This is a genomic window from Brachybacterium sp. HMSC06H03, from assembly GCF_001807385.1.
GTDB lineage: Bacteria > Actinomycetota > Actinomycetes > Actinomycetales > Dermabacteraceae > Brachybacterium > Brachybacterium conglomeratum.
Map to the genome: position 1 here is coordinate 62,777 of NZ_KV788954.1, position 22,712 is coordinate 85,488.

Here is a 22,712-nt window from a genome sequence, read left to right on the forward strand (position 1 = left end):
CGGGATCTGCAGCTCCGGCACGCGCGCACCCCCGCGGGCGCGGGTCGGTGCTGCAGGAAAGGTCGCGTGGGAACTGCCGGGGCCACTCTTCCGTTCTTCTCCACTTGACGTAAGGGGTGAAACCGGACTTTGGGCTGGGGCCCACGAGGCCTTTACCCTCTCGTGAACCTCCGCGTCCGACAGATCACGCCGAGTCCGGCCAGAGGCCTCTTCGGCGCGACGCAGGCCACTCCCCCACCCTCCCGACGGGCCTTCGGAGGGCGTTTCCTCCGCAGGACGCCCGCAGGACGCAGGAACGCCGCGGGGCGGCCCCACCGTGTGGTGGGACCGCCCCGCGGCGTTCTCGGTCAGAGGGCGCTCAGCACCCGCTCACCGCTGCTCCGCTCACCGGAAGTCGGTGCGGAAGGGATCTGCGTAATCGATGTCGTCGAGGTTGACCGCGCCGGTCTGGCCGAAGCCGGAGAAGTCCAGCTCGTCGTAGCCCGGCACCTGGTACATCTGCGCCTTCGCCTCGTCGGTGGGCTCGACCGCGATGCGGCGGAACCGCGACAGGCCGGTGCCCGCCGGGATGAGCTTGCCGATGATGACGTTCTCCTTGAGCCCCATGAGCTGATCGCTCTTGCGGTTCAGGGCGGCCTCGGTGAGCACCCGGGTGGTCTCCTGGAAGGAGGCCGCCGAGAGCCACGACTCGGTCGCGAGCGACGCCTTGGTGATGCCCATCAGCTCCGGACGGCCCGAGGCCGGCTGACCGCCCTCGGAGAGGACCCGACGGTTCTCCCGCTCGAAGGTGACGCGCTCGGCGAAGTCGCCCGGCAGCAGATCGGTGTCGCCGGACTCGATGACCGTCACGCGACGGAGCATCTGGCGCACGATGACCTCGATGTGCTTCGCATGGATGTCCACGCCCTGGGAGATGTACACCTTCTGGACCTCGTCCACGAGGTGCTGCTGCACCTTGCGGGGGCCGAGGATGCGCAGCACCTGCTTGGGATCGACGGAGCCCTGGGTGAGCTGCTGGCCGACCTCGATGTGGTCGCCGTCGGCGATCAGCAGGGTGACGCGCTTGGAGACGGTGTAGGTGACCTCGTCCGAGCCGTCGTCCGGCGTGACCGTGATCCGGCGCTGCTTGTCGTTCTCCTCGATCGCGGCGCGACCGGAGAACTCGGAGATCGGCGCGAAGCCGGCCGGGGTGCGGGCCTCGAACAGCTCCTGCACACGCGGCAGACCGTGCGTGATGTCGCCGTCGGCGCTGGCCACACCACCGGAGTGGAAGGTACGCATGGTCAGCTGCGTGCCGGGCTCGCCGATGGACTGGGCCGCGACGATGCCGACGGCCTCGCCGATGTCGACCAGCTGACCGGTCGCGAGCGACTTGCCGTAGCACTGGGCGCAGGTACCCACCGCCGAGTCGCAGGTCAGCACGGAGCGGATCTTCACCTCGCGCACGCCCGCCTCGACGAGCTGCTCGATGACCACGTCGCCGAGCTCGGTGCCTGCCGGCGCCGCCTCGGTGCCGTCGGCGCCAATCGCGGCGGTCGCGAGGACACGGCCGTAGACCGTGGACTCCGCGTGCTCGTGCATGCGCAGCACGCCGCCCTCCTCGACCGCGATCGGGAGCACGAGGCCCTTGGTGGTGCCGCAGTCGTCCTCGCGGACGATGACGTCCTGGGAGACGTCGACCAGACGACGGGTCAGGTAGCCCGACTGGGCGGTCTTCAGCGCCGTGTCCGCCAGGCCCTTGCGGGAGCCGTGCGAGGCCACGAAGTACTCCAGGACCGAGAGCCCCTCCTTGTAGTTGGAGAGGATCGGGCGCGGGATGATCTCGCCCTTCGGGTTGGTGACCAGGCCGCGCATGCCGGCGATCTGGCGGATCTGCATCCAGTTGCCTCGGGCGCCGGAGTCCACCATGCGGTAGATGGTGTTGGTCGACTCGAAGTTCGCCCGCATCGCCTGGTCGACCTCGTTGGTCGCCTCGGTCCAGATGTCGATGAGCTCCGCGTTGCGCTCGGACTCGGAGATGAGGCCGAGGTCTCGGTTCTCCTGGACCTGGGCGGCCTTCGCCTCGTGCTTCGCGATGATCTCCGCCTTGCCGGGCGGGGTCACCACGTCCGACAGCGCGAAGGACGCGCCCGAGCGGGTGGACCACGAGAAGCCGTAGGCCTTCAGCGCGTCGAGGGACGCGGCGACCTGGCCCTTGTCGTAGCGCTCGGCGAGGGCGTTGACGATCCCGCCCAGGCGCTTCTTGCCGACCTGGCCCTGCACGAAGGGGAAGTCCTCCGGCAGCGTCTCGTTGAAGTACACCGCGCCGAGGGTGGTGGTGAGGGTGATCGGGTCGCCCTCGGTCCAGCCCTCGGGGGCCTCCCAGTCGCTCGGCGGGACGATGTCCTCGAAGCGGAGGGACACGGGCGCGTTCAGGTGCAGCTCACCGCGGTCGAAGGCCATGATCGCCTCGGCCACCGAGGAGAAGGAGCGGCCCGCGCCCTCGACGTCCTCGCGCACCGTGGTGATGTGGTACAGGCCGATGATCATGTCCTGCGCGGGCATGGTGACCGGACGGCCGTCGGACGGCTTGAGGATGTTGTTCGAGGACAGCATCAGGATGCGGGCCTCGGCCTGCGCCTCCGCCGACAGCGGCAGGTGCACGGCCATCTGGTCGCCGTCGAAGTCCGCGTTGAAGGCGGCGCACACCAGCGGGTGCAGGTGGATCGCCTTGCCCTCGACGAGCTGCGGCTCGAAGGCCTGGATGCCCAGGCGGTGCAGGGTCGGCGCACGGTTCAGCAGCACCGGGTGCTCGGTGATGACCTCCTCGAGCACGTCCCAGACCTCGGGGCGGGCGCGCTCGACCATGCGCTTGGCGGCCTTGACGTTCTGGGCGTGGCTGAGCTCGACCAGGCGCTTCATGACGAAAGGCTTGAACAGCTCCAGCGCCATGCCCTTGGGCAGACCGCACTGGTGCAGCTTCAGCTGCGGGCCGTTGACGATCACGGAGCGGGCGGAGTAGTCCACGCGCTTGCCCAGCAGGTTCTGGCGGAAGCGGCCCTGCTTGCCCTTGAGCATGTCGGAGAGCGACTTCAGCGGACGGTTGCCGGGGCCCGTGACCGGGCGGCCGCGACGGCCGTTGTCGAACAGCGAGTCGACCGACTCCTGCAGCATGCGCTTCTCGTTGTTCACGATGATCTCGGGGGCGCCGAGATCCAGCAGCCGCTTGAGGCGGTTGTTGCGGTTGATCACGCGACGGTACAGGTCGTTGAGGTCGGAGGTCGCGAAGCGGCCACCGTCCAGCTGCACCATCGGGCGCAGGTCCGGCGGGATCACCGGGACCGCGTCCAGCACCATGCCGACGGGCGAGTTGGTGGTGGTGAGGAAGGCGGAGACGACCTTGAGGCGCTTGAGCGCACGGGCCTTCTTCTGCCCCTTGCCGGTGGCGATGACCTCGCGGAGCGTCTCCGCCTCGGCCTCGAGGTCGAAATCGGAGAGACGACGCTGGATCGCCTCGGCGCCCATGCCGCCCTCGAAGTAGGTGCCGTAGCGCAGCTTCATCGCGCGGTAGAGCTGCTCGTCGCCCTCGAGGTCGGCGACCTTGAGGGTCTTGAAGCGCTCCCACACACGGGTGATGCGGTCGACCTCCGCGTCGTACTTCTTGCGGATCTGGGCCTGCTCGCGCTCGGAGGAGTCGCGGACCTTGCGCTTCGCGTCGGCCTTGGCACCCTCCTCCTCGAGCTGGGCGAGGTCCTTCTCCGCGGTGACGGCGCGCTGGTTGATCGCGGCGTCACGCTCGTTCTCGAGCTCCTTGACCTCGAGGTCGAAGCGGGCCTGCAGATCGGGCATGTCGTCGTGGCGGGCCTGCTCGTCCACGTCGGTGATCATGTACGCCGCGAAGTAGATGATCTTCTCGAGATCCTTCGGGGCCAGGTCCAGCAGGTAGCCGAGTCGGCTCGGCACGCCCTTGAAGTACCAGATGTGGGTGACGGGGGCCGCGAGCTCCACGTGGCCCATGCGCTCACGGCGCACGGCGGACTTGGTGACCTCCACGCCGCAGCGCTCGCAGACGATGCCCTTGAAGCGGACGCGCTTGTACTTGCCGCAGTAGCACTCCCAGTCCCGGGTGGGACCGAAGATGCGCTCGCAGAACAGGCCGTCCATCTCGGGCTTCAGGGTGCGGTAGTTGATGGTCTCGGGCTTCTTGACCTCGCCGTGGGACCAGCCGCGGATGTCATCGGCGGTCGCGAGGCCGATGCGCAGCTCATCGAAGGTGTTGACGTCGAGCACAGGTGTCCTTCTCTCGATCGGAAGTCGTGGTGTCTGAGGGAACGGGGGTCGAGGGCGGGGCCGGGAGGCTCGTCGGCGGCGCGGCGCGGCCGACGGGAGCTCCCGGTCCCCCGTCCGTCAGACCTCTTCGATGGAGCCGACGCCCTCGTGGGGCCGGCGGGACAGGTCGATGCCGAGCTCCTCCGCGGCGCGGAAGACCTCCTCGTCGCTCTCCTGGACCTCCTGGGCGGTGCCGTCGCTGGACAGCACCTCCACGTTCAGGCACAGCGACTGCATCTCCTTGAGCAGCACGCGGAAGGACTCCGGGATCCCGGGCTCGGGAATGTTCTCGCCCTTGACGATCGCCTCGTACACCTTCACGCGGCCCGAGATGTCGTCGGACTTGATGGTCAGTAGCTCCTGCAGGGCGTAGGCGGCGCCGTAGGCCTCCAGGGCCCACACCTCCATCTCGCCGAAGCGCTGGCCGCCGAACTGGGCCTTACCGCCCAGCGGCTGCTGCGTGATCATCGAGTACGGACCGGTCGAGCGAGCGTGCAGCTTGTCGTCCACCAGGTGGTGGAGCTTCAGCATGTACATGTAGCCCACGGAGATCGGGTCCGGGAACGGCTCGCCGGAGCGGCCGTCGAACAGGCGCGCCTTGCCGTTCTCCTTGACCATCCGCTCGCCGTCGCGGTTGGGCAGGTGGTTGGCGATCAGGCCGGTGACCTCGTCGGCGGTGAGGCCGTCGAAGACCGGGACCGCGACCGGGGTGCCGGGCTCGCCGTGCAGCGCGGCCTCGGGCAGATCCGCGGCGGTCGGGTCCTCGGGATCGAGCTCCCAGCCGGACTTCGCGACCCAGCCGAGGTGGGTCTCCATGACCTGGCCGATGTTCATTCGGCCGGGCACGCCCATCGGGTTGAGGATGATGTCGATCGGGGTGCCGTCCTCCAGGAACGGCATGTCCTCGACCGGCAGGATCTTCGCGATGACGCCCTTGTTGCCGTGACGGCCGGCGAGCTTGTCGCCGTCGGTGATCTTGCGCTTCTGGGCCACGTAGACGCGGACCATCTCGTTGACGCCGGTGGGGAGGATGTCCCCGTCCTCGTCGTCGGTGAAGACGCGCACGCCGATGACGGTGCCGGACTCGCCGTGCGGGACGCGCAGCGAGGTGTCGCGCACCTCACGGGCCTTCTCGCCGAAGATCGCGCGCAGCAGGCGCTCCTCCGGGGTCAGCTCGGTCTCGCCCTTCGGCGTCACCTTGCCGACCAGGATGTCGCCCGGCTCGACCTCGGCGCCGATGCGGATGATGCCGCGCTCGTCGAGATCGGCCAGCACGTCGTCGCCGACGTTCGGGATGTCCCGGGTGATCTCCTCCTTGCCGAGCTTGGTGTCGCGGGCGTCGACCTCGTGCTCCTCGATGTGGATCGAGGTGAGGACGTCGTCCTGGACCATGCGCGAGGACAGGATGATGCCGTCCTCGTAGTTGTGACCCTCCCAGGACATGAACGCGACCAGCAGGTTCTTGCCGATGGCGAGCTCGCCCTGGTCGGTCGAGGGGCCGTCGGCCAGGATGGATCCGGCCTCGACGCGGTCGCCCTCGTCGAAGAGGACGCGCTGGTTGTAGGAGTTGCCCGCGTTGGAGCGCTGGAACTTCCCGATCGGGTAGGTCTGACGGGTGCCGTCGTCGGCCATGACCATGATGAGGTCCGCCGAGAGCTCCTCGATGACGCCGCCCTTCTGCGCGACGACCACGTCGCCCGCGTCCACCGCGGCGCGACGCTCCATGCCGGTGCCGACCAGCGGCATCTCGGAGCGGAGCAGCGGCACGGCCTGGCGCTGCATGTTCGAGCCCATGAGCGCACGGTTGGCGTCGTCGTGCTCGAGGAAGGGGATCATCGCGGTCGCGACGGAGACCATCTGACGTGCGGAGACGTCCATGTAGTCCACGTCCGAGATCGGCACGAGGTCGGGCTCGCCGCCGGGGAGGCGCACGAGCACCTCGTCGGCGAGGAAGTGGCCGTCCTCGTCGATCTTCGCGTTCGCCTGGGCGATGATGTGGCGATCCTCGTCGTCCGCGGTGAGGTAGACGATCTCGTCGGTCACGACGGAGTCGACGACCTTGCGGTACGGGGTCTCCACGAAGCCGAAGGGGTTGATGCGGGCGAAGGTCGCCAGCGAGCCGATCAGGCCGATGTTCGGACCCTCGGGGGTCTCGATCGGGCACATGCGGCCGTAGTGGCTCGGGTGGACGTCACGGACCTCCATGCCCGCACGGTCACGGGAGAGGCCGCCCGGGCCCAGCGCCGAGAGGCGACGCTTGTGGGTCAGGCCCGACAGCGGGTTGTTCTGGTCCATGAACTGCGAGAGCTGGGAGGTTCCGAAGAACTCCTTGATCGCCGCGGTGACCGGACGGATGTTGATCAGCGTCAGCGGGGTGATCGCCTCGACGTCCTGCGTGGTCATGCGCTCGCGGACGACGCGCTCCATGCGGGACAGGCCCGTGCGGACCTGGTTCTGGATCAGCTCGCCGACGGCGCGGATGCGACGGTTGCCGAAGTGGTCGATGTCGTCGGTCTCGACGCGCACCGGACGGCCGTCGACGCTCGTGTACTCGGAGACGCCGTCGTGCAGGGCGACGATGTACTTGATGGTCGCGACGATGTCCTGCAGGCGCAGGGTCGACTCGGAGAGGCTGCCCTCGAGTCCGAGCTTCTTGCCGATCTTGTAGCGGCCGACCTTCGCCAGGTCGTAGCGCTTGGCGTTGAAGTAGAGGTTGTTCAGCATCGCCTCGCCCGCATCGCGCGTGGGCGGCTCGCCCGGGCGCTGCTTGCGGTAGATGTCGATGAGGGCCTCGTCCTGGGAGGCGATGCGGTCCTTCTCGAGGGTGGAGCGCATCGACTCGAACTCGCCGAACTCCTCCAGGATGTCGCTGTGGGACATGCCGAGGGCCTGCAGCAGGGTCGTGACGGACTGCTTGCGCTTGCGGTCGATGCGCACGCCGACCTGGTCGCGCTTGTCGACCTCGAACTCGAGCCAGGCGCCGCGCGAGGGGATGACCTTGGCGGAGAAGATGTGCTTGTCCGAGGTCTTGTCGATCGACTCCTCGAAGTACACGCCCGGGGAGCGGACGAGCTGCGAGACGACGACGCGCTCGGTGCCGTTGATGATGAAGGTGCCCTTGTCGGTCATGAGCGGGAACTCGCCCATGAAGACCGTCTGGGTCTTGATCTCACCGGTCTCGTTGTTCATGAACTCCGCGATGACGTACAGCGGAGCCGCGTAGGTGAGGTCCTTCTCCTTGCACTCCTCGACCGTGTACTTCGGGTCGTCGAAGGTGTGGTCGCGGAACGACAGCGACATGTTGCCGGCGAAGTCCTCGATCGGGGAGATCTCCTCGAGGATGTCCGCGAGACCGGAGGTCTGCGGCACGTCCTCACGGCCGGCGGCGGCGGCCTCGGCCGCACGCTCCTGCCAGCGCTCGTTGCCCAGCAACCAGTCGAACGAGGTGGTCTGCAGACTCAGCAGATCCGGGACCTCGAGAGGGTCGCCGAGCTTCGCGAAGGTGACGCGAGGGGAGGCGGTGCGAAGTGCGATGTCGGTGGTGCGATCGGTGCTCGAGGCAGCCAAAGGGGGGTCCTTCCACAGGCCGATGACGGAATCCCAGGCGCGGCGAACACCCGTCGGGCGATGGAGCAGACGATGCCGAGGTCAGGCGACGGAACCCACGGGAGACGCACAGCGCAAGGACCGAGCATACACAAAATCGCGGATGGAGACAAGGCCCCCGAAAGGGCTCCTCCATCCGCGTCGGCCGCTATATGCCTGGCGCGGGTTCTCGTCGGCGCGTCCTGCCCGTCTGTCTCGACCGGCCCGGCGGTGTCGTCACACCGGGCGCATGCGGCAGGATCAGCCCCGTACGGGAAAAAGTGTGGACGGAAATCGTCCCGCAGTCAAGCAGGCGGGGCCCGTGACGGGGTGTCGGACCATGTCAGAGGCGATTCCTCGGAGCCTCGCGCAGGGATCGTAGCGGCGCGGCGCCCCGATGCCGGGGGCCCGAGAGCCGGCCGGGCGCGGGCCTGGATCGTACCCGTGCGCGCCGATCCCCCGCTGCGGGCATGCGGAAGGGCCGCCCCGCACGATGCGGGACGGCCCTTCCAGGGGCAGTGCGACTGCCGTCAGGTGAGGCGCACGCCGGGGCGTGCGCCGGAGATCACTTGACGGAGACGGTCGCGCCGGCCTCCTCGAGCTTCGCCTTGGCGGTCTCGGCGTCCTCCTGCTTGACACCCTCGAGGACGGGCTTGGGGGCCTCGTCGACGAGCGCCTTGGCCTCCTTCAGACCGAGGGAGGTCAGACCGCGCACCTCCTTGATGACGGCGATCTTCGCGGAGCCGGCCGACTCGAGGATGACGTCGAACTCGGTCTTCTCCTCCCGGGCGGCGGCCTCGCCACCACCGGCGGCGGGAGCGGCACCGGCGACGGCCACGGGGGCGGCGGCGGTGACGTCGAAGACGTCCTCGAACTGCTTCACGAACTCGGAGAGCTCGATGAGGGACATCTCCTTGAAAGCTTCGATGAGCTCGTCGTTGCTGAGCTTCGCCATGAGGGCGTTCCTTCCTGTTGGCGGGACCTGCGTCCCTGCGGTGTTGAGCGGCGCTCACGCGCCGGGTCTTGCGATCCGGATGCTCCGACGGGGCAGCCGGGGGACAGCGCTGTGGCTGTGGTGCGGAAGCCGGTGAGCCAGGAGGCTCAGGCGGCTTCCTGCTTGGCCCGCAGCGCGTCCACGGTGCGCGCCGTCTTGGACAGCGGTGCAGCGAACACTGCGGCGGCCTTGGACATCGACGCCTTCATGGCGCCGGCGGCCTTGGCCAGCAGGACCTCGCGGGACTCGAGGTCCGCGAGCTTCTGGACGTCCTCCTGCGAGAGCAGCTTGCCCTCGAAGTAGCCGGACTTGACCACGAGGTTGTCGTGGGTCTTGGCGAAGTCACGCAGAGCCTTCGCAGGCTCCACCGGCTCGCCCTTGATGAAGGCGATCGCGGTCGGCCCGCTGAGCGTGCCGTCGAACACGTCGATGCCGGCCTCGCGGGCGGCGATCTCCGTGAGCGTGTTCTTCACCACGGCGTAGGTCGTCTCGGAACCCAGCGCACGACGGAGCTCCTTGAGCTCCCCCACGCTGAGCCCGCGATACTCGGTGATGACGGCGGCGTCGGACTCACGGAACATGTCCGCGATCTCCGCGACGGCGTCCACCTTCTCGGGATTCGCCATGGCCCTCCTTCCAGAGGTCTCTCGCCACCGGGTGAAGGGCCCTGGAACAGGAAAAGGCCTCGACACGCAGGTGTCGAGGCCAGCACGCACGATCCGGCTCCCCGGGAGCAGCTGCTCCTCGGAGGGCGCGACCGTGCGGGTCGCGTTCGTTCACCTGCGCAGGCCGTCCCGTGGGGACTTCTTCGGTCGCTCTCCGGGTGGAGGGCGACGACCGGCGGTCTTCGGTAGGTCCAGAGTAGTGCAGGGACGGGTGTGCGCGCCACGGTGCGGGCGGCGGTCTCCGTCACAGTCCGGCGACGAGCGGCGGGTTGTGGGCGGCGGGCGGCGGGCGCCGAGAATTGGGCGGCTCGAGGCGCCCGGCGGCGGGAGGCCGCCGTCCTGCCCACCGCGGGACTAGGTTCACCCGATGCTCAGCCCTCTGCGCCCCCTCCCCCACCGGCACCGGATCTCCGTACCGCGCAGCCCTCGGCGCACTTGTCCGACGGGAAGTACCAGCGAGGCGGTACCGGACATCGAACAACTCACCTGCCGGCTCCGCTGCGGTGCGGGGGCGCCCCGCGCAGCGGACCGGGCGCAGTTGTCCGACGTTCCGTTCCACTTCCCTGGTACGGATCGTCGAAGAGCTCCCCGGCTCGACGCCCGACACAGCACGGCGCCCCGCCCACCTGAGCGGTGGGCGGGGCGCCGAGATGCGAGGAGTCGAGGAGGCTCAGGCCTCGTCGGTGTCCTCGAGGAGGTTGCGGGTGCGGTTCACGTCGACCGGGATGCCGGGGCCCATGGTGGTGGACACGGTGATCTTCGTGATGTAGCGCCCCTTGGACGCGGACGGCTTGAGACGGAGGATCTCGTCCAGCGCCGCGACGTAGTTCTCGACGAGCTGCTTGTCGGTGAAGGAGACCTTGCCGACGATGTAGTGCAGGTTCGCCGCACGGTCGGTGCGGAACTCGATCTTGCCGCCCTTGATGTCGTTCACGGCCTTGGTGACGTCCATGGTCACGGTGCCGGTCTTGGGGTTCGGCATGAGGCCGCGGGGGCCGAGCACGCGGCCCAGCTTGCCGACCTTGCCCATCAGGTTCGGGGTGGCGACGGCCGCGTCGAAGTCGGTCCAGCCGCCGGCGACCTTCTCGATCAGGTCGTCGTCGCCGACCTCGTCGGCGCCCGCCGCGAGAGCGGCCTCGGCCTGCGCGCCGGACGCGAAGACGATGACGCGGGCGGTCTTGCCGGTGCCGTTGGGCAGGTTGACGGTGCCGCGCACCATCTGGTCCGCCTTGCGGGGGTCGACGCCGAGACGCATCGAGACCTCGACGGAGGCGTCGAACTTCGCCGGGCTGGACTTCTGCGCGAGGCGCAGGGCGTCCAGCGGGGAGTACGCGCGGCCCTCTTCGATCAGAGCGGCGCCGTTCTTGTAAGCCTTGCTACGGAATGCCATCGTTCTCAGCCCTCCACCGTGATGCCCATGGAACGAGCGGTGCCCTCGACGATCTTCGCCGCGGCCTCGATGTCGTTCGCGTTCAGATCAGGCATCTTGGTCTCCGCGATCTCGCGGACCTGAGCCTGGGTGATCTTGCCGACCTTGTCGGTGTGCGGGACGGCCGAGCCCTTCTGGAGGCCGGCGGCCTTCTTGATGAGCTCCGCCGCCGGCGGGGTCTTCGTGATGAAGGTGAACGAGCGGTCCTCGTAGACCGTGATCTCGACGGGGATGATGTTGCCACGCTGATCGGCGGTGCGATCGTTGTAGGCCTTCACGAACTCCATCATGTTCACGCCGGCAGCGCCGAGCGCGGGACCCACGGGCGGCGCAGGGGTGGCCTGGCCGGCCTGGATCTGGAGCTTGATGATGCTCGCGATCTTCTTCTTGGGAGCCATTGCTCTTCCTTACTGTGGTGTGGTCCGGGCGGAGCTCATCACGCGCTCCTCCCACTGCAGGAGCCGCGCCCCGAGGCGCGCGGATCCGGGATGCGACGTTACCTGCACGTCGCGGCGGCGTCGACCTCGATCAGGCGTGATCTCGGTCGTACTCCCCCACCGGGGAGCCCGTCCGGCCGGAGCCGGGCGCGCCGCGGGGATTCGGGGCGGACGCAGGCGAGAGGCCGCGCGTCCGAGGGCCCGCACGAGGCGGACCGGGCTGCTCAGATCTTGGCGACCTGGTCGAAGCCGAGCTCGACCGGGGTCTCGCGGCCGAAGATCGACACGAGCACCTGCAGCTTCTGGGCCTCGGCGTGGATCTCGGAGATCGTGGCCGGCATGGTCTCGAAGGGGCCGTCCATGACGGTGACGGACTCGCCGACCTGGAAGTCGGGGACCTTCTGCGCGGCCGCGGGCTTCGAGGAGGAGCCGGACGAGGCGGAGGAGCGCTTCTTCTCGGGCAGGCCGACGGACGGCGCGAGCATCGAGAAGATCTCGTCGAAGGTGAGCGGGGTGGGCTCGGTCGCGTTGCCGACGAAGCCGGTCACGCCGGGGGTGTCGCGCACGACGCGCCAGGACTCGGTGGTCAGGTCCATGCGCACCAGCACGTAGCCGGGGACGCGCACGCGGCGGACGATCTTCTTCTGGCCGTTCTTGACCTCGGTCGCGTCCTCCATCGGGACCTGGACCTCGAAGATGAACTCCTCCATGTCCATGGTCTCGGTGCGCGTGGCGAGCTGGGTCTTCACGCGGTTCTCGTGCCCGGAGTAGGAGTGGATGACGTACCACTCGCCGAGCGCGGAGCGCAGGTGCATGCGCAGCTGCTGGACCGGGTCCTCCTCGGGCTCCTCGGCCGCGGGGGCTTCCTCGGCGGCCGGGGCCTCGTCGGCGTCGGCCGACTCGTCGGAGTCGTCGGCGTCGGCAGGCTCGCCGGCCTCGTCGACGGGCGCCTCGGCGCTCTCGTCGCCGGCCGGCGCGTCGTCGTCGGAGAGCTCGGCGTCCTCGGCCGCGGCCTCCTCGGCGGCGACGTCCTCGCCCGCGGCCTGGCCGGTCGGGGCCGAGGCGGAGAAGGAGAGGGTGTCGTCGACGTCGTCGAAGGACTCGTCGGGGGTAGAGGTCGTCTCGCTCATCGGCGGGAACCTGCCTTCCTGGCTGCGGTGGACTGGTCGGTCACAGGGCTGTGCGAGGTGCGGATCAGGCGCCCGCTCACACGTCGGGGACCGTGAAGGCGATCCGCGAGATCCAGCTGAAGGCCGCGTCGAGCCCGAAGATCAGCAGGATCATGAAGGCGACGAACAGCAGCACCGTGATCGAGTACAGAACCAGTTCGCGCCTGCTGGGGACGACCACCTTGCGCAGCTCGGCGATCACCTGACGGATGAACAGACCGATGGCCAGGAACGGGTTCTTCGACCCGGAGCCCTGGACGTCACCGGTGCGCGGTGCCGACGGGGCGTTCTGGCTGGAGTTCACAGGGAGCTATCCGATCTCGTCGAGGTCATCCGCATCCGGCCGGGTGACCCCGGCCGGACCGGCAGGGCAGACAGGGCTCGAACCTGCAACCTGCGGTTTTGGAGACCGCTGCGCTACCAATTGCGCCACTGCCCTTCACGAGGACGAGCCCCGTGCGGTCGTCTCGCCCGGCCCCGGGACGTGTCCGGAGAAGCCTGAGCGATTCTGACCAGCGACCAGCATACAAGCCGATGGGGACTCGTGCGAATCGGCCCGGATCACGTCACATTCCGGTGCCTCGGGGAGTCCCGGCGCGCCCCCGTTCCCAAGGGACGTCCATCCTGGCGGCGCGGGCCGAGCTCTGCCACGATGGTCGGGTGACCACCGACGACGCACGCACTCCCGCCTCCCGTTCCCGCATCTCGCAGCGCATCGGCGCGATCGAGCCCTCCGCGACCCTCGCGGTCGACGCGACCGCCAAGGCGCTCAAGGCCGCCGGTCGACCCGTCATCGGCTTCGGCGCCGGAGAGCCGGACTTCCCCACCCCCGCGCACATCGTGGACGCCGCCGTGGAGGCCGCGCGCGATCCGCGCAACCACCGCTACTCCGCGACCGCCGGCCTGCCCGAGCTGCGCGAGGCCCTCGCGGCGTCGGTCTCGGCCACGACGTCGCTCGAGATCGATCCGGCCCAGGTCCTGGTGAGCAACGGCGGCAAGCAGGCCGTGTTCCAGGCCTTCGCGACCGTGCTGGACCCGGGCGACGAGGTGCTGCTGCCCGCCCCGTACTGGACCACCTACCCCGAGGCGATCCGCCAGTCCGGCGCGGCCGAGGTCCCCGTCCTCGCCGGCGCCGACCAGGGCTACGTCCCCACGGTCGCGCAGCTCGAGGCCGCCCGCACCGACCGCACCCGCGCCCTGGTGCTGTGCTCCCCCTCGAACCCGACCGGCGCGGTGCTCTCCCCCGAGCAGGTCGAGGAGATCGGCCGCTGGGCGCTCGATCACGGGCTGTGGGTGATCACCGACGAGATCTACCAGTCCCTCACCTACGGCGACATGCCCTTCACCTCGGTGCTGAAGGCCGTCCCCGAGCTCGCCGACACCACGATCCTGCTCGGCGGCGTGGCGAAGTCCTTCGCGATGACCGGCTGGCGGGTGGGCTGGATGGTGGGCCCCCTCGACGTCATCAAGGCGGCCTCGAACCTGCAGTCCCATCTCACCTCCCACGTCAACAACATCGCCCAGCGGGCGGCGCTCGCGGCGCTGACGGGGCCGAAGGAGCCCGTCGAGGAGATGCGCCTCGCCTTCGACCGGCGTCGGCAGCTGATCGTCGAGAAGCTCTCCGCGATCGACGGCTTCACCGTGCCGACGCCCACCGGCGCGTTCTACGTCTTCCCCGACGTCTCGCAGCTGCTGGGCCGGGAGATCCGCGGCCGGAAGGTGACCACCTCGACCGAGCTCGCGACAGTGATCCTCGAGGAGGCGGAGGTCGCCGCCGTGCCGGGCGAGGCCTTCGGCGCCCCCGGCCACCTGCGCTTCTCCTACGCGCTCGGGGACGAGGACATCATCGAGGGCATCGACCGGGTGGCCGCGTTCCTGGCGGGATGAGCTCCTCCCCCGCCGGATCGGGCCGCGACCTGCGGAGCCTGCCCAAGGCGCATCTGCACCTGCACTTCACGGGCTCGATGCGTCCGAGAACTCTGTGGGAGCTGGCCGCGGAGCGGGGCATGCGACTGCCCCGCTCCCTCACCGACGACGTGGCGCTGCAGGTCGAGCCCGACCGGCGCGGATGGTTCCGCTTCCAGCGCCAGTACGACACCGCCCGCGCGGTCGTCGACTCGGAGTCGGCGATGCGGCGCCTGCTCCACGAGGCGGTGGAGGACGACGCCGCCGAGGGCTCGGGCCGGCTCGAGCTGCAGGTGGACCCGACCAGTTATGCGCCCTTCGTCGGCGGGATCACCCCCGCCGTCGAGATCGTCCTGGACCAGGCCGAGCGCTCCGAGACGGAGACCGGGGTCAGCGTCGGGATCGTGGTGGCCGCCTCCCGCACCCGGCATCCGCTGGACGCCCGCACCCTGGCCCGGCTCGCCGCGCGCAGCGCCGGCCGGGTGATCGGCTTCGGGCTCTCCAACGACGAGCGGCGCGGTGACACCGAGGACTTCGCCCCCGCCTTCCGCATCGCGCGGGAGGCCGGGCTGCTGTCGGTGCCGCACGGCGGGGAGCTGCTGGGGCCCTCGCACGTGCGGGACGTCGTCGAGCACCTGCGACCGGACCGGCTGGGCCACGGGGTGCGCGCCGCCGAGGACCCGCAGCTGCTGGAGCAGGTGGTGGGGGCCGGCATCGGGTTCGAGCTCTGCCCGGCCTCGAACGCCTCCCTCGGGGTGCTCGAGCACGCCGAGGACGTGCCGCTGCGCCGGCTGATCGAGGCCGGGGCGCAGATCGCGCTCGGCGCCGACGACCCGCTGCTGTTCGGCTCCCGGCTGCTGGACCAGTACGAGACCGCGCGGCGGATCGGGCTGGACGACGCCGAGCTCGCCGACCTCGCCGCCTCCTCGATCCGTCTCTCGGCCGCTCCCGCACCGGTCCGCTCCCGGCTCCTCGCGGGGGTGCGGGACTGGCTCGCGGCCCCCGCGCCCGGCGACGCGACGCGCTGACGACGGTGCCGCACGGGCGGCGGGGAGGCACCGACGACGGCCAGACGTCGTCAGCCGGTGCTTCCGGCGTCGCGGCTCAGCGGTCCTGGCCGGCGCCCTCCGAGGGCAGTGCCAGGAAGAACTCCGGGGCGGTGAAGCCGGCCGCGGCGAAGGCGGCGGCGATGGCCTCGGCGATCGCCTGCGCCTGCTCCGCCTCCACCAGCGCGATGGTCGAGCCGCCGAAGCCGCCGCCGGTCATGCGGGCGCCGTGCGCACCGGCCTCGCGGGCGGTGTCCACGGCGAGGTCGAGCTGCGGGACCGTCACCTCGTAATCCTCGCGCAGCGAGTCGTGGGAGGCGTTCAGCAGTGCGCCGAGCTCCGCGACGTGCGCGCGCACCGTGTCCTCGGCGAGCAGCGCGTCGAACTCCTGCACGCGCTGGATCTCGGTGATCACGTGGCGGGCGCGGCGGCGCACGACCTCGTCGTCGATGCTCGCCAGGAGCTCCTCGAGCCGGGCGGGATCGGCGTCGCGCAGGGTCGGCACGCCGAGCGAGTCGGCGGCGCGCTCGCTGTCGGCGCGGCGCGCCGTGTACTCCCCGTCGACATGGGAGTGCTCGGCGCGGGTGTCGGTGATGAGCAGGGCGAGGCCCTGGGAGGCGAGGTCCCACGGCACCGCGCGGGTGGAGAAGTCCCGGCAGTCCAGGAACAGGGCGTGGCCCTCACGGGAGAGGACCGAGGCGGACTGGTCGAGCCCGCCCGTGGAGGCGCCGGCGAAGTCGGTCTCGGCGGTGATCGCGGCGCGCACCCGGTCCAGCGGCGTGGTGCCCAGGGTCAGCAGCGACTCGATCGCCTCGGCGGCGGCGCACTCGAGCGCGGCCGAGCTGGACAGGCCCGCCCCGAGCGGGACCTGCCCGTCGATGAGGATGTCCATGCCCTGGGTGACGGCGCCGGAGATGAAGGGGCGCAGCGCCCAGAGCACGCCGGCGACGTAGGCGGGCCAGCCCTCGACCGCGCCGGGCTCGAGCGCGGCCGCGTCGAGGTCGAGCTCGAGGTCGTCCTGGGCGGAGCGCAGACGCACCCGCGAGGTGGGGGTGCGGGCGGCGGCGGCGAAGCAGCGGTGCGAGATCGCCATCGGCAGGCAGAGGCCGTCCTGGTAGTCGACGTGCTCGCCGATGATGTTGACGCGGCCCGGCGCGGACCAGACCCCGTCGGGCGCGTAGCCGAAGGACTGCTCGAACCTCTCGGCGGCGCGATCGGCAGCTGCGGAGCGCTCCGGTGCGGCCGAGAGCACCGCTCCCTGCCAAGCGGGAGCGGTGCGGGAGTCAGCGGCAGCGGTCATCGGGAAGGGTCCTTCCGGGACGGGGCGAGGGCACGACGGAGCCCACCGGCCGACCGGTAGGGCGCCGGTGAGTCTAGCCGTCTCGCGGCCGCCGTCGGCAACAGGTCCGCTGCGGAGCCGCTCACGCGAGCCCCGGGAGGCCGTTCCCGGGACGCGGTCCTCAGGCCACGGGACGCACCGCGAGGCACGCGACCGACGGTGCGGGGATCGGCTTCCCGACCCGAGACAGCTTCTCGCCGCGACGGCGCAGCACGTCGATCCGGTCGCCCTCCTGCGCGGCGACCAGCACCAGGTCGCCCCACTGGGTGAAGTGACGCGGGTGCGCGCCCACCTCGACCTCGGCCACGCGCTGCGGCCGCATCGCGTCGAGGGAGAGCAGGGAGAGGGTGTCGGGGCCGCGGTTGGCGACCAGCAGCGCGGACTCGTCGGCGACGAGCTCGATGTGGGAGAGCGCGGCGGCGGACTCGCTGCCGCTGGCCGGCATCATCGAGCGCACGGCCCAGCGGCGCGGCGCCTGCGGCATGACGGCGGGGACGGAGCGGGGCGAGGTCTCGTGGGCGCGCACGGCGGTGGCGACCATGCCGGAGAGCTCGCAGGCGATGTGGATCTGCTCGGACTCGTGGTCGGCCACGAGGTGGCGCGGCCCGTTCCCCCGGCTCAGCGAGATCTCCCCGGCGATGTCGATCATGCCGCCGGCGCCCTGGCGGTACAGCAACACGCGGTCCAGGCCGAGGTCGGGGACGGCGAGGGCCTCCGTGCCGGGCAGCGCCACGACCTGGTGCGGGTGCGGCGCGGTCTCCGCGATGCCGTCGATCAGCTCGTGGTGGTCGTCGAGGTCGATCTGCGCGGTGGGCAGGCCCTCCTCGTCCAGGCCCACCGTCGCCACGGAGCCGGAGCCGTACTGGGCGATCACGAGGGAGCGGCCGTCGCTGCCGTGGGCGAGGTGGCAGCCGCCCGCCCCGTCCAGCGCGAGGTCCGCGACGACCTCCGCCCTCGCCCCGTCCTCGTCCACGCGCAGGGTGACCACCCGCGTCGGCTCGGTCTCGAGCACCGCGTGCAGCAGGGCGCCGTCCTCGCTCCACAGCACGAAGGAGGGGTCGGGCAGATCGACGGCGGCACGACGTTCGACGGCGAGGCCCTGCCCGTCGGACCGCAGGGCCAGCAGCTCGATGCCGCGGCCGCGGCCGGTGCCGCTGGTGGAGTAGCCGGCGACGGCCAGCAGTGCGTTCTCGGTCATGGGACCTCCTCGTCCTCGTCGCGGCGCTCCCCGCGGTCGCGGTCCACGAGATCCGCGGGGGGCTCGAGGTCGTCGAGCAGGTCCGCGTCCTCGAACAGAGCCGGTGACAGCGCCGTCATCTCTCCGGTCATCGTAGACGGCTCGATCACCGGAGTGCCGCGACGGCGCCGCATCGACCGCGTGCCGAGCGAGAGGCGGCGACGGCGCATGGTGGTGAAGGGCGAGGAGATCGCCGGGGTGTAGGCGATGCCGCTGCGGCGGAAGTAGGGCATGATCCGCGAGGAGATGAGCTGGCCGAGCACCACGCCCGCGGCGATCGCGATCGCGATCTGCGCCGCCTCGAGCAGCTCGGAGATGCCCACCGAGAGGTCGTCCTGCAGCCCGAGCAGGCCGCGGTAGATCCGGCTGCCGGGCACCAGCGGGATCACCCCGGCCATGACGAAGGCGAGCGAGGGGGCGCGCACCCGGTCGGCGAGCGCGGTCGCGACCAGGCCGGTGAGGAAGGCCGCGACGCCGACGGCGACGGTGCGGTCGTGCAGCGTCCCGGTGATCAGGTGCGAGACGAGGCCCGAGCCGGCGGCGACCAGCGCGGCCGTCAGCAGCAGCCGGGGCGGGGTCTGGGTGCCGACGCCGTAGCCGAGCCCCATGCCGAGCCCCGAGATCAGCACCACCAGCGCCGTCGTGATCGACAGCGGCATCGACGCGGTGACGGAGATGTCCACGCCGACCGCGGCGGCCACGAGCAGCCCGGCGCGCACGCCCACCACGATGCCGACGGTGAGCATGAGCGTCTCGAGCATGCGTCCCGCGGCAGTGATGTACCAGCCCGTCACCGCGTCCTGCACGGCGCTGATCGAGGAGAGCCCCGCGAGCTGGACGATCAGGCACGAGACCACGACGATCGAGGAGTTCTCGGTGGGGTCGATCGCGCTGACCCCGATCGCGGCGGCGACGGCGACGAGCCCGCCGAGCGCCTGGCTGTAGAACGGCGGGATGCTCCACCGGGCCAGCAGCTCCGCCGCCGCGATCAGCAGCCCGGCGGCGAGGGTCGCGGCGACCACGACGAGGCTGCCGGCGCCGAAGCTGAGCGCGGCCGCGCCGCCCATCACCGCGAAGCCCGCGACCACGAGCACCAGCCGGTACAGCGGCTGGCGCTGCGGGATCGCGGCGGCCCGGTGCCGGGCCTCGTCCAGCGGGAGCTCCCCGGAGAGGTACTGATGGGAGATGTCCTCGAAGGCGGCCAGCCGCGCGAAGTCCTGGGTCCGCTCCCCTGCCGAGCGGACCCTCGTGAACGGGGTCGCGGACTCGTCGGCGAGATAGGAGATCGTGACCTCGTTGAAGGTGACCTGCACGGAGACGTTGCGCAGGCCGGACGAGCTGGTCACCCGCAGCACCGTCGCGGTGACCTCCGAAGCGGCGGCACCGTTGGTGAGCAGGCCCTCCCCGATCCTCATCGCGAGGTCGAACACGGCATGGAGCCGGGCGGAGTCGGTGGGCACGGACCGATCGTCCCACACCGCGGGCGGGCCCCGCTCCCGCCGGCGGGCCGACGAAGCTCACATCCCGACGGGCCCTCCCGAGGCGCCTCGGCTCAGAGGTTCGGCGAGGTGCTCAGCACCGCGATGCCGAGCGCGAGGACGAGCAGCACCGCGACGTCGAGGCCGCGGGAGCGGACGGCCAGCGCGCCGACCGCCCGCACGGGCAGCAGGGCCCGCATCAGCGCGAGGACCAGCAGCAGTGCTGCCAGGAGGACGCCGGCCAGCGGCGCCGACAGCGTCGCCCCGATCAGGACGATCAGCGCGAGCGCGGGCAGGGCGAGGGTGAGCACCGTCTGCCGCCGGAAGGCGGCGCGGAGCGTGTGGGGGGATCGGGGCGCGCGCACCCGGCCATCGTACGGGCCACGCCCCGCTACGCTGGCAGAGGTCGGCAGAGCCGTCGGCCACAGCGACATCTGGAGGATCCCACGATGACCAGCCCCGGTGCGACGTCGACCGGCACCCGCCGTGAGCACGACCTGCTCGGAGACCGCGACGTCCCGGCCGATGCCTACTACGGCGTCCAGACCCTGCGTGCGAACGAGAACTTCCACATCACGGGGGTGCAGCTGCAGCACTTCCCCCGGATGATCGAGGCCCTCGCCCAGGTCAAGCGTGCCGCCGCCCGCGCCAACCATCGCCTGGGGGCGCTCGACGACGAGCGCTTCGCCGCGATCGACCGCGCCTGCGAGGAGATCATCGGCGGCGCCCTCCACGAGCACTTCATCGTGGACATGATCCAGGGCGGCGCCGGCACGAGCACGAACATGAACGCCAACGAGGTGATCGCCAACCGCGCGCTGGAGATCCTCGGGCACGAGAAGGGGCAGTACGACCGGCTGCACCCCAACAACCACGTCAACCTCGGCCAGTCCACCAACGACGTCTACCCCACGGCGATCCGGCTGACGATCATGCTGTCCTTCCCGGCGCTGGCCGAGGCGATGGACCACCTGATCTCCACCCTGCGGGCCAAGGGCGAGGAGTTCTCCTCGGTCCTGAAGATGGGGCGCACCCAGCTGCAGGACGCGGTCCCGATGACGGTGGGCCAGGAGTTCCACGCCTGGGCCACCACGATCGAGGAGGACGTCCAGCGCCTCACCCGCACCGCGACGCTGTTCCAGGAGATCAACCTCGGCGCGACGGCGATCGGCACCGGCATCACGTCCGATCCGCGCTATGCGGCGATGGCCACGGCCGAGCTCGCGGAGCTGACCGGGGTGCCCTTCGTGGTCTCCGCCGACCTGGTCGAGGCCACCAGCGACACCGGCGCCTTCGTGACCTTCTCCGGGATCCTCAAGCGCATCGCGGTGAAGATCTCGAAGATCTGCAACGACCTGCGCCTGCTGAGCTCCGGGCCGCGCGCCGGCCTGCACGAGATCAAGCTGCCGGCCGTGCAGCCGGGCAGCTCGATCATGCCCGGCAAGGTGAACCCGGTGATCCCGGAGGTCGTCAACCAGGTCGCCTACGAGGTGATCGGCAACGATCTCTCGGTGACCTTCGCGGCCGAGGGAGGTCAGCTGCAGCTGAACGTGTTCGAGCCGGTGATCGCCTTCAACATCCTCGAGTCCACGCAGATCATGACCCGCGCGATGAACACCCTCGCCGACCGCTGCGTCGCCGGGATCACCCTGAACGAGGAGGTGCTGGAGGACTATCTGCACCGCTCGATCGGGGTGGTCACGGCGCTGGTGCCGGTGATCGGGTACGCGGCCGCGACGGAGGTCGCGGAGGAAGCGCTGGCGACGGGCCGTCCGGTCCGGGACCTGGTGCTCGAGCGCGGCCTGCTGGACGAGGCACGTCTGGCCGGGCTGCTCTCCCCCGCCTCGATGACCTCGCCGCACCGGACGACGGCCACCGGCACCATCCCGGCGCTCGACGAGGAGCCGGGGCCGGCCGCCGCGCCGGAACAGCCCGACTCGGGCGAGATGGCGCTGCCGCCCACGGAGCGCCTGGACTTCTGAGCCGCACCGGAGGGCCGACGGGCCGGTCACCCCTCGGGGTGACCGGCCCGTCGCACGAGCGGCGCCGTCAGCGGCTCACTCGTCGGCCTCCTCCATCTTGCCGCGCATGACCAGCTTCGGGTCCGGGCTCCCCACGGTCTCGTGGTCCTTGTCCTCGTACTCGAACTGGGAGAGGAAGTAGCGCATCGCGTTCAGGCGGGCACGCTTCTTGTCGTTGGAGCGGATGATCGTCCACGGCGCGTACTTCTTGTCCGTGCGGCGGAACATCTCCTCCTTGGCCTCGGTGTAGGCCTCCCAGCGGTCCAGCGACTCGAGGTCCATCGGGGAGAGCTTCCAGCGCCGCACCGGGTCCAGCTGACGGATCGCGAAGCGGGTGCGCTGCTCCTTCTGCGAGACGGAGAACCAGAACTTGGTGAGGTGGATGCCGGAGTCCACCAGCATCCGCTCGAAGTAGGGGACCTGGTTCATGAAGGTCTCGTACTGCTCCGGGGTCGCGAAGCCCATCACCCGCTCGACGCCGGCGCGGTTGTACCAGGAGCGGTCGAAGAGCACCATCTCGCCCTCGGTGGGCAGGTGCTGGACGTAGCGCTGGAAGTACCACTGGCCGCGCTCGCGGTCGCTGGGCTTGTTCAGCGCGACGACGCGGGCGGTGCGGGGGTTGAGGTGCTCGGTGAAGCGCTTGATCGTGCCGCCCTTGCCGGCCGCGTCGCGCCCCTCGAAGATGATGACGGCCTTCTGGTCGTTGTCCTCGAGCCAGTACTGGAACTTCAGCAGCTCGACCTGGAGCTGGTACTTCTGCAGCTCGTACTCCTCCCGGTCCATCCGGGTCTCGTACGGGTACCCCTCCTGCCAGGTGTAGACCGGGTTCCCCTGCGGGTCGATCAGGTCCGGGTCCGGGGTGTGGCCGTCCTGGACCGAGTACCCCTCCTCGCGCAGGTGCTCGATGTACTCGCGCAGGCTCTGGTTGTCGGGGATCTTCACGGTCACTCCTTCGGCGCTCGCTGGTGGATGCGCCCAAGCTTAGAGGTCACGGATGGACCGGAGGTGAACAGAGGTCCTCCGCCATCCGGGAGCCCGCCCGGGATCGGCGCAGGCCGACGCGGGCAGGGCGGGGCGGCGCCGCCCGTCCGGGCCGGGC

The 22,712-nt window shown here is 70.5% G+C and carries 16 protein-coding genes and 1 tRNA gene; 3 read left to right on the top strand and 14 right to left on the bottom strand.

Annotated features, from left to right (window positions below):
- Window positions 1-384: 384 nt before the first annotated feature.
- The 9 genes from HMPREF3159_RS15675 to HMPREF3159_RS15715 form a co-directional block, all read right to left on the bottom strand.
- Complete coding sequence (locus HMPREF3159_RS15675) at window positions 385-4,269, bottom strand: DNA-directed RNA polymerase subunit beta' (RefSeq protein ID WP_070502134.1); 3,885 nt, start codon at window positions 4,267-4,269, stop codon at window positions 385-387.
- A gap of 117 nt (window positions 4,270-4,386) precedes the next feature.
- On the bottom strand, window positions 4,387-7,875 hold the full coding sequence (rpoB, locus tag HMPREF3159_RS15680) for a DNA-directed RNA polymerase subunit beta (protein WP_070502135.1): 3,489 nt from the start codon (window positions 7,873-7,875) through the stop codon (window positions 4,387-4,389).
- A 583-nt stretch (window positions 7,876-8,458) separates the two neighbouring features.
- Window positions 8,459-8,848 (bottom strand): 50S ribosomal protein L7/L12, encoded by a 390-nt coding sequence (gene rplL, locus HMPREF3159_RS15685; protein ID WP_070502136.1) that lies wholly within the window; start codon window positions 8,846-8,848, stop codon window positions 8,459-8,461.
- Window positions 8,849-8,994: 146 nt separating this feature from the next.
- Window positions 8,995-9,513 carry a 50S ribosomal protein L10 gene (gene rplJ, locus HMPREF3159_RS15690; protein ID WP_070502137.1) on the bottom strand — a complete coding sequence of 173 codons (519 nt, stop codon included), beginning with the start codon at window positions 9,511-9,513 and terminating at the stop codon, window positions 8,995-8,997.
- Window positions 9,514-10,222: 709 nt separating this feature from the next.
- Entirely contained in the window at window positions 10,223-10,942 is a 720-nt protein-coding gene (gene rplA / locus HMPREF3159_RS15695; protein ID WP_062947589.1) for a 50S ribosomal protein L1, read from the bottom strand.
- 5 nt (window positions 10,943-10,947) lie between these two features.
- Window positions 10,948-11,379 (bottom strand): 50S ribosomal protein L11, encoded by a 432-nt coding sequence (rplK, locus tag HMPREF3159_RS15700; RefSeq protein WP_010550349.1) that lies wholly within the window; start codon window positions 11,377-11,379, stop codon window positions 10,948-10,950.
- 263 nt (window positions 11,380-11,642) lie between these two features.
- On the bottom strand, window positions 11,643-12,548 hold the full coding sequence (gene nusG / locus HMPREF3159_RS15705) for a transcription termination/antitermination protein NusG (protein ID WP_070502138.1): 906 nt from the start codon (window positions 12,546-12,548) through the stop codon (window positions 11,643-11,645).
- Window positions 12,549-12,624: 76 nt separating this feature from the next.
- Window positions 12,625-12,891, bottom strand: coding sequence for a preprotein translocase subunit SecE (secE, locus tag HMPREF3159_RS15710; RefSeq protein ID WP_070502139.1), 267 nt, complete (start codon window positions 12,889-12,891; stop codon window positions 12,625-12,627).
- Window positions 12,892-12,953: 62 nt separating this feature from the next.
- A tRNA-Trp gene (locus tag HMPREF3159_RS15715) sits at window positions 12,954-13,026 on the bottom strand.
- A gap of 221 nt (window positions 13,027-13,247) precedes the next feature.
- Here HMPREF3159_RS15715 and HMPREF3159_RS15720 point away from each other — a divergent pair.
- Window positions 13,248-14,474, top strand: coding sequence for a pyridoxal phosphate-dependent aminotransferase (locus HMPREF3159_RS15720; RefSeq protein WP_070502140.1), 1,227 nt, complete (start codon window positions 13,248-13,250; stop codon window positions 14,472-14,474).
- A complete protein-coding gene (locus HMPREF3159_RS15725) occupies window positions 14,471-15,520 on the top strand; it encodes an adenosine deaminase (RefSeq protein ID WP_070502141.1) in 1,050 nt (349 codons plus the stop codon). The genes HMPREF3159_RS15720 and HMPREF3159_RS15725 overlap by 4 nt, the downstream gene beginning before the upstream one ends.
- Before the next feature lie 76 nt (window positions 15,521-15,596).
- Here HMPREF3159_RS15725 and galK read toward each other — a convergent pair whose 3' ends face one another.
- The 4 genes from galK to HMPREF3159_RS15745 all read right to left on the bottom strand — a co-directional run bounded on the left by galK (window position 15,597) and on the right by HMPREF3159_RS15745 (window position 19,957).
- Window positions 15,597-16,838: a galactokinase gene (gene galK / locus HMPREF3159_RS15730; RefSeq protein ID WP_070502142.1), complete on the bottom strand. Its 1,242-nt coding sequence runs from the start codon at window positions 16,836-16,838 to the stop codon at window positions 15,597-15,599.
- A gap of 160 nt (window positions 16,839-16,998) precedes the next feature.
- On the bottom strand, window positions 16,999-18,075 hold the full coding sequence (locus tag HMPREF3159_RS15735) for a lactonase family protein (protein ID WP_070502143.1): 1,077 nt from the start codon (window positions 18,073-18,075) through the stop codon (window positions 16,999-17,001).
- Complete coding sequence (locus tag HMPREF3159_RS15740; RefSeq protein WP_070502144.1) at window positions 18,072-19,574, bottom strand: threonine/serine exporter family protein; 1,503 nt, start codon at window positions 19,572-19,574, stop codon at window positions 18,072-18,074. Before HMPREF3159_RS15740 ends, HMPREF3159_RS15735 begins: the two co-directional genes overlap by 4 nt.
- A 92-nt stretch (window positions 19,575-19,666) precedes the next feature.
- On the bottom strand, window positions 19,667-19,957 hold the full coding sequence (locus tag HMPREF3159_RS15745; RefSeq protein ID WP_070502145.1) for a DUF3017 domain-containing protein: 291 nt from the start codon (window positions 19,955-19,957) through the stop codon (window positions 19,667-19,669).
- Between the two features lie 84 nt (window positions 19,958-20,041).
- Between HMPREF3159_RS15745 and aspA the strand changes: the two genes are divergently transcribed.
- Window positions 20,042-21,574, top strand: coding sequence for an aspartate ammonia-lyase (aspA, locus tag HMPREF3159_RS15750; RefSeq protein ID WP_070502146.1), 1,533 nt, complete (start codon window positions 20,042-20,044; stop codon window positions 21,572-21,574).
- Window positions 21,575-21,649: 75 nt separating this feature from the next.
- Here the strand turns inward: aspA and ppk2 are convergent, their stop codons facing one another.
- Entirely contained in the window at window positions 21,650-22,555 is a 906-nt protein-coding gene (ppk2, locus tag HMPREF3159_RS15755) for a polyphosphate kinase 2 (RefSeq protein WP_010550359.1), read from the bottom strand.
- Between the last annotated feature and the right edge of the window lie 157 nt (window positions 22,556-22,712).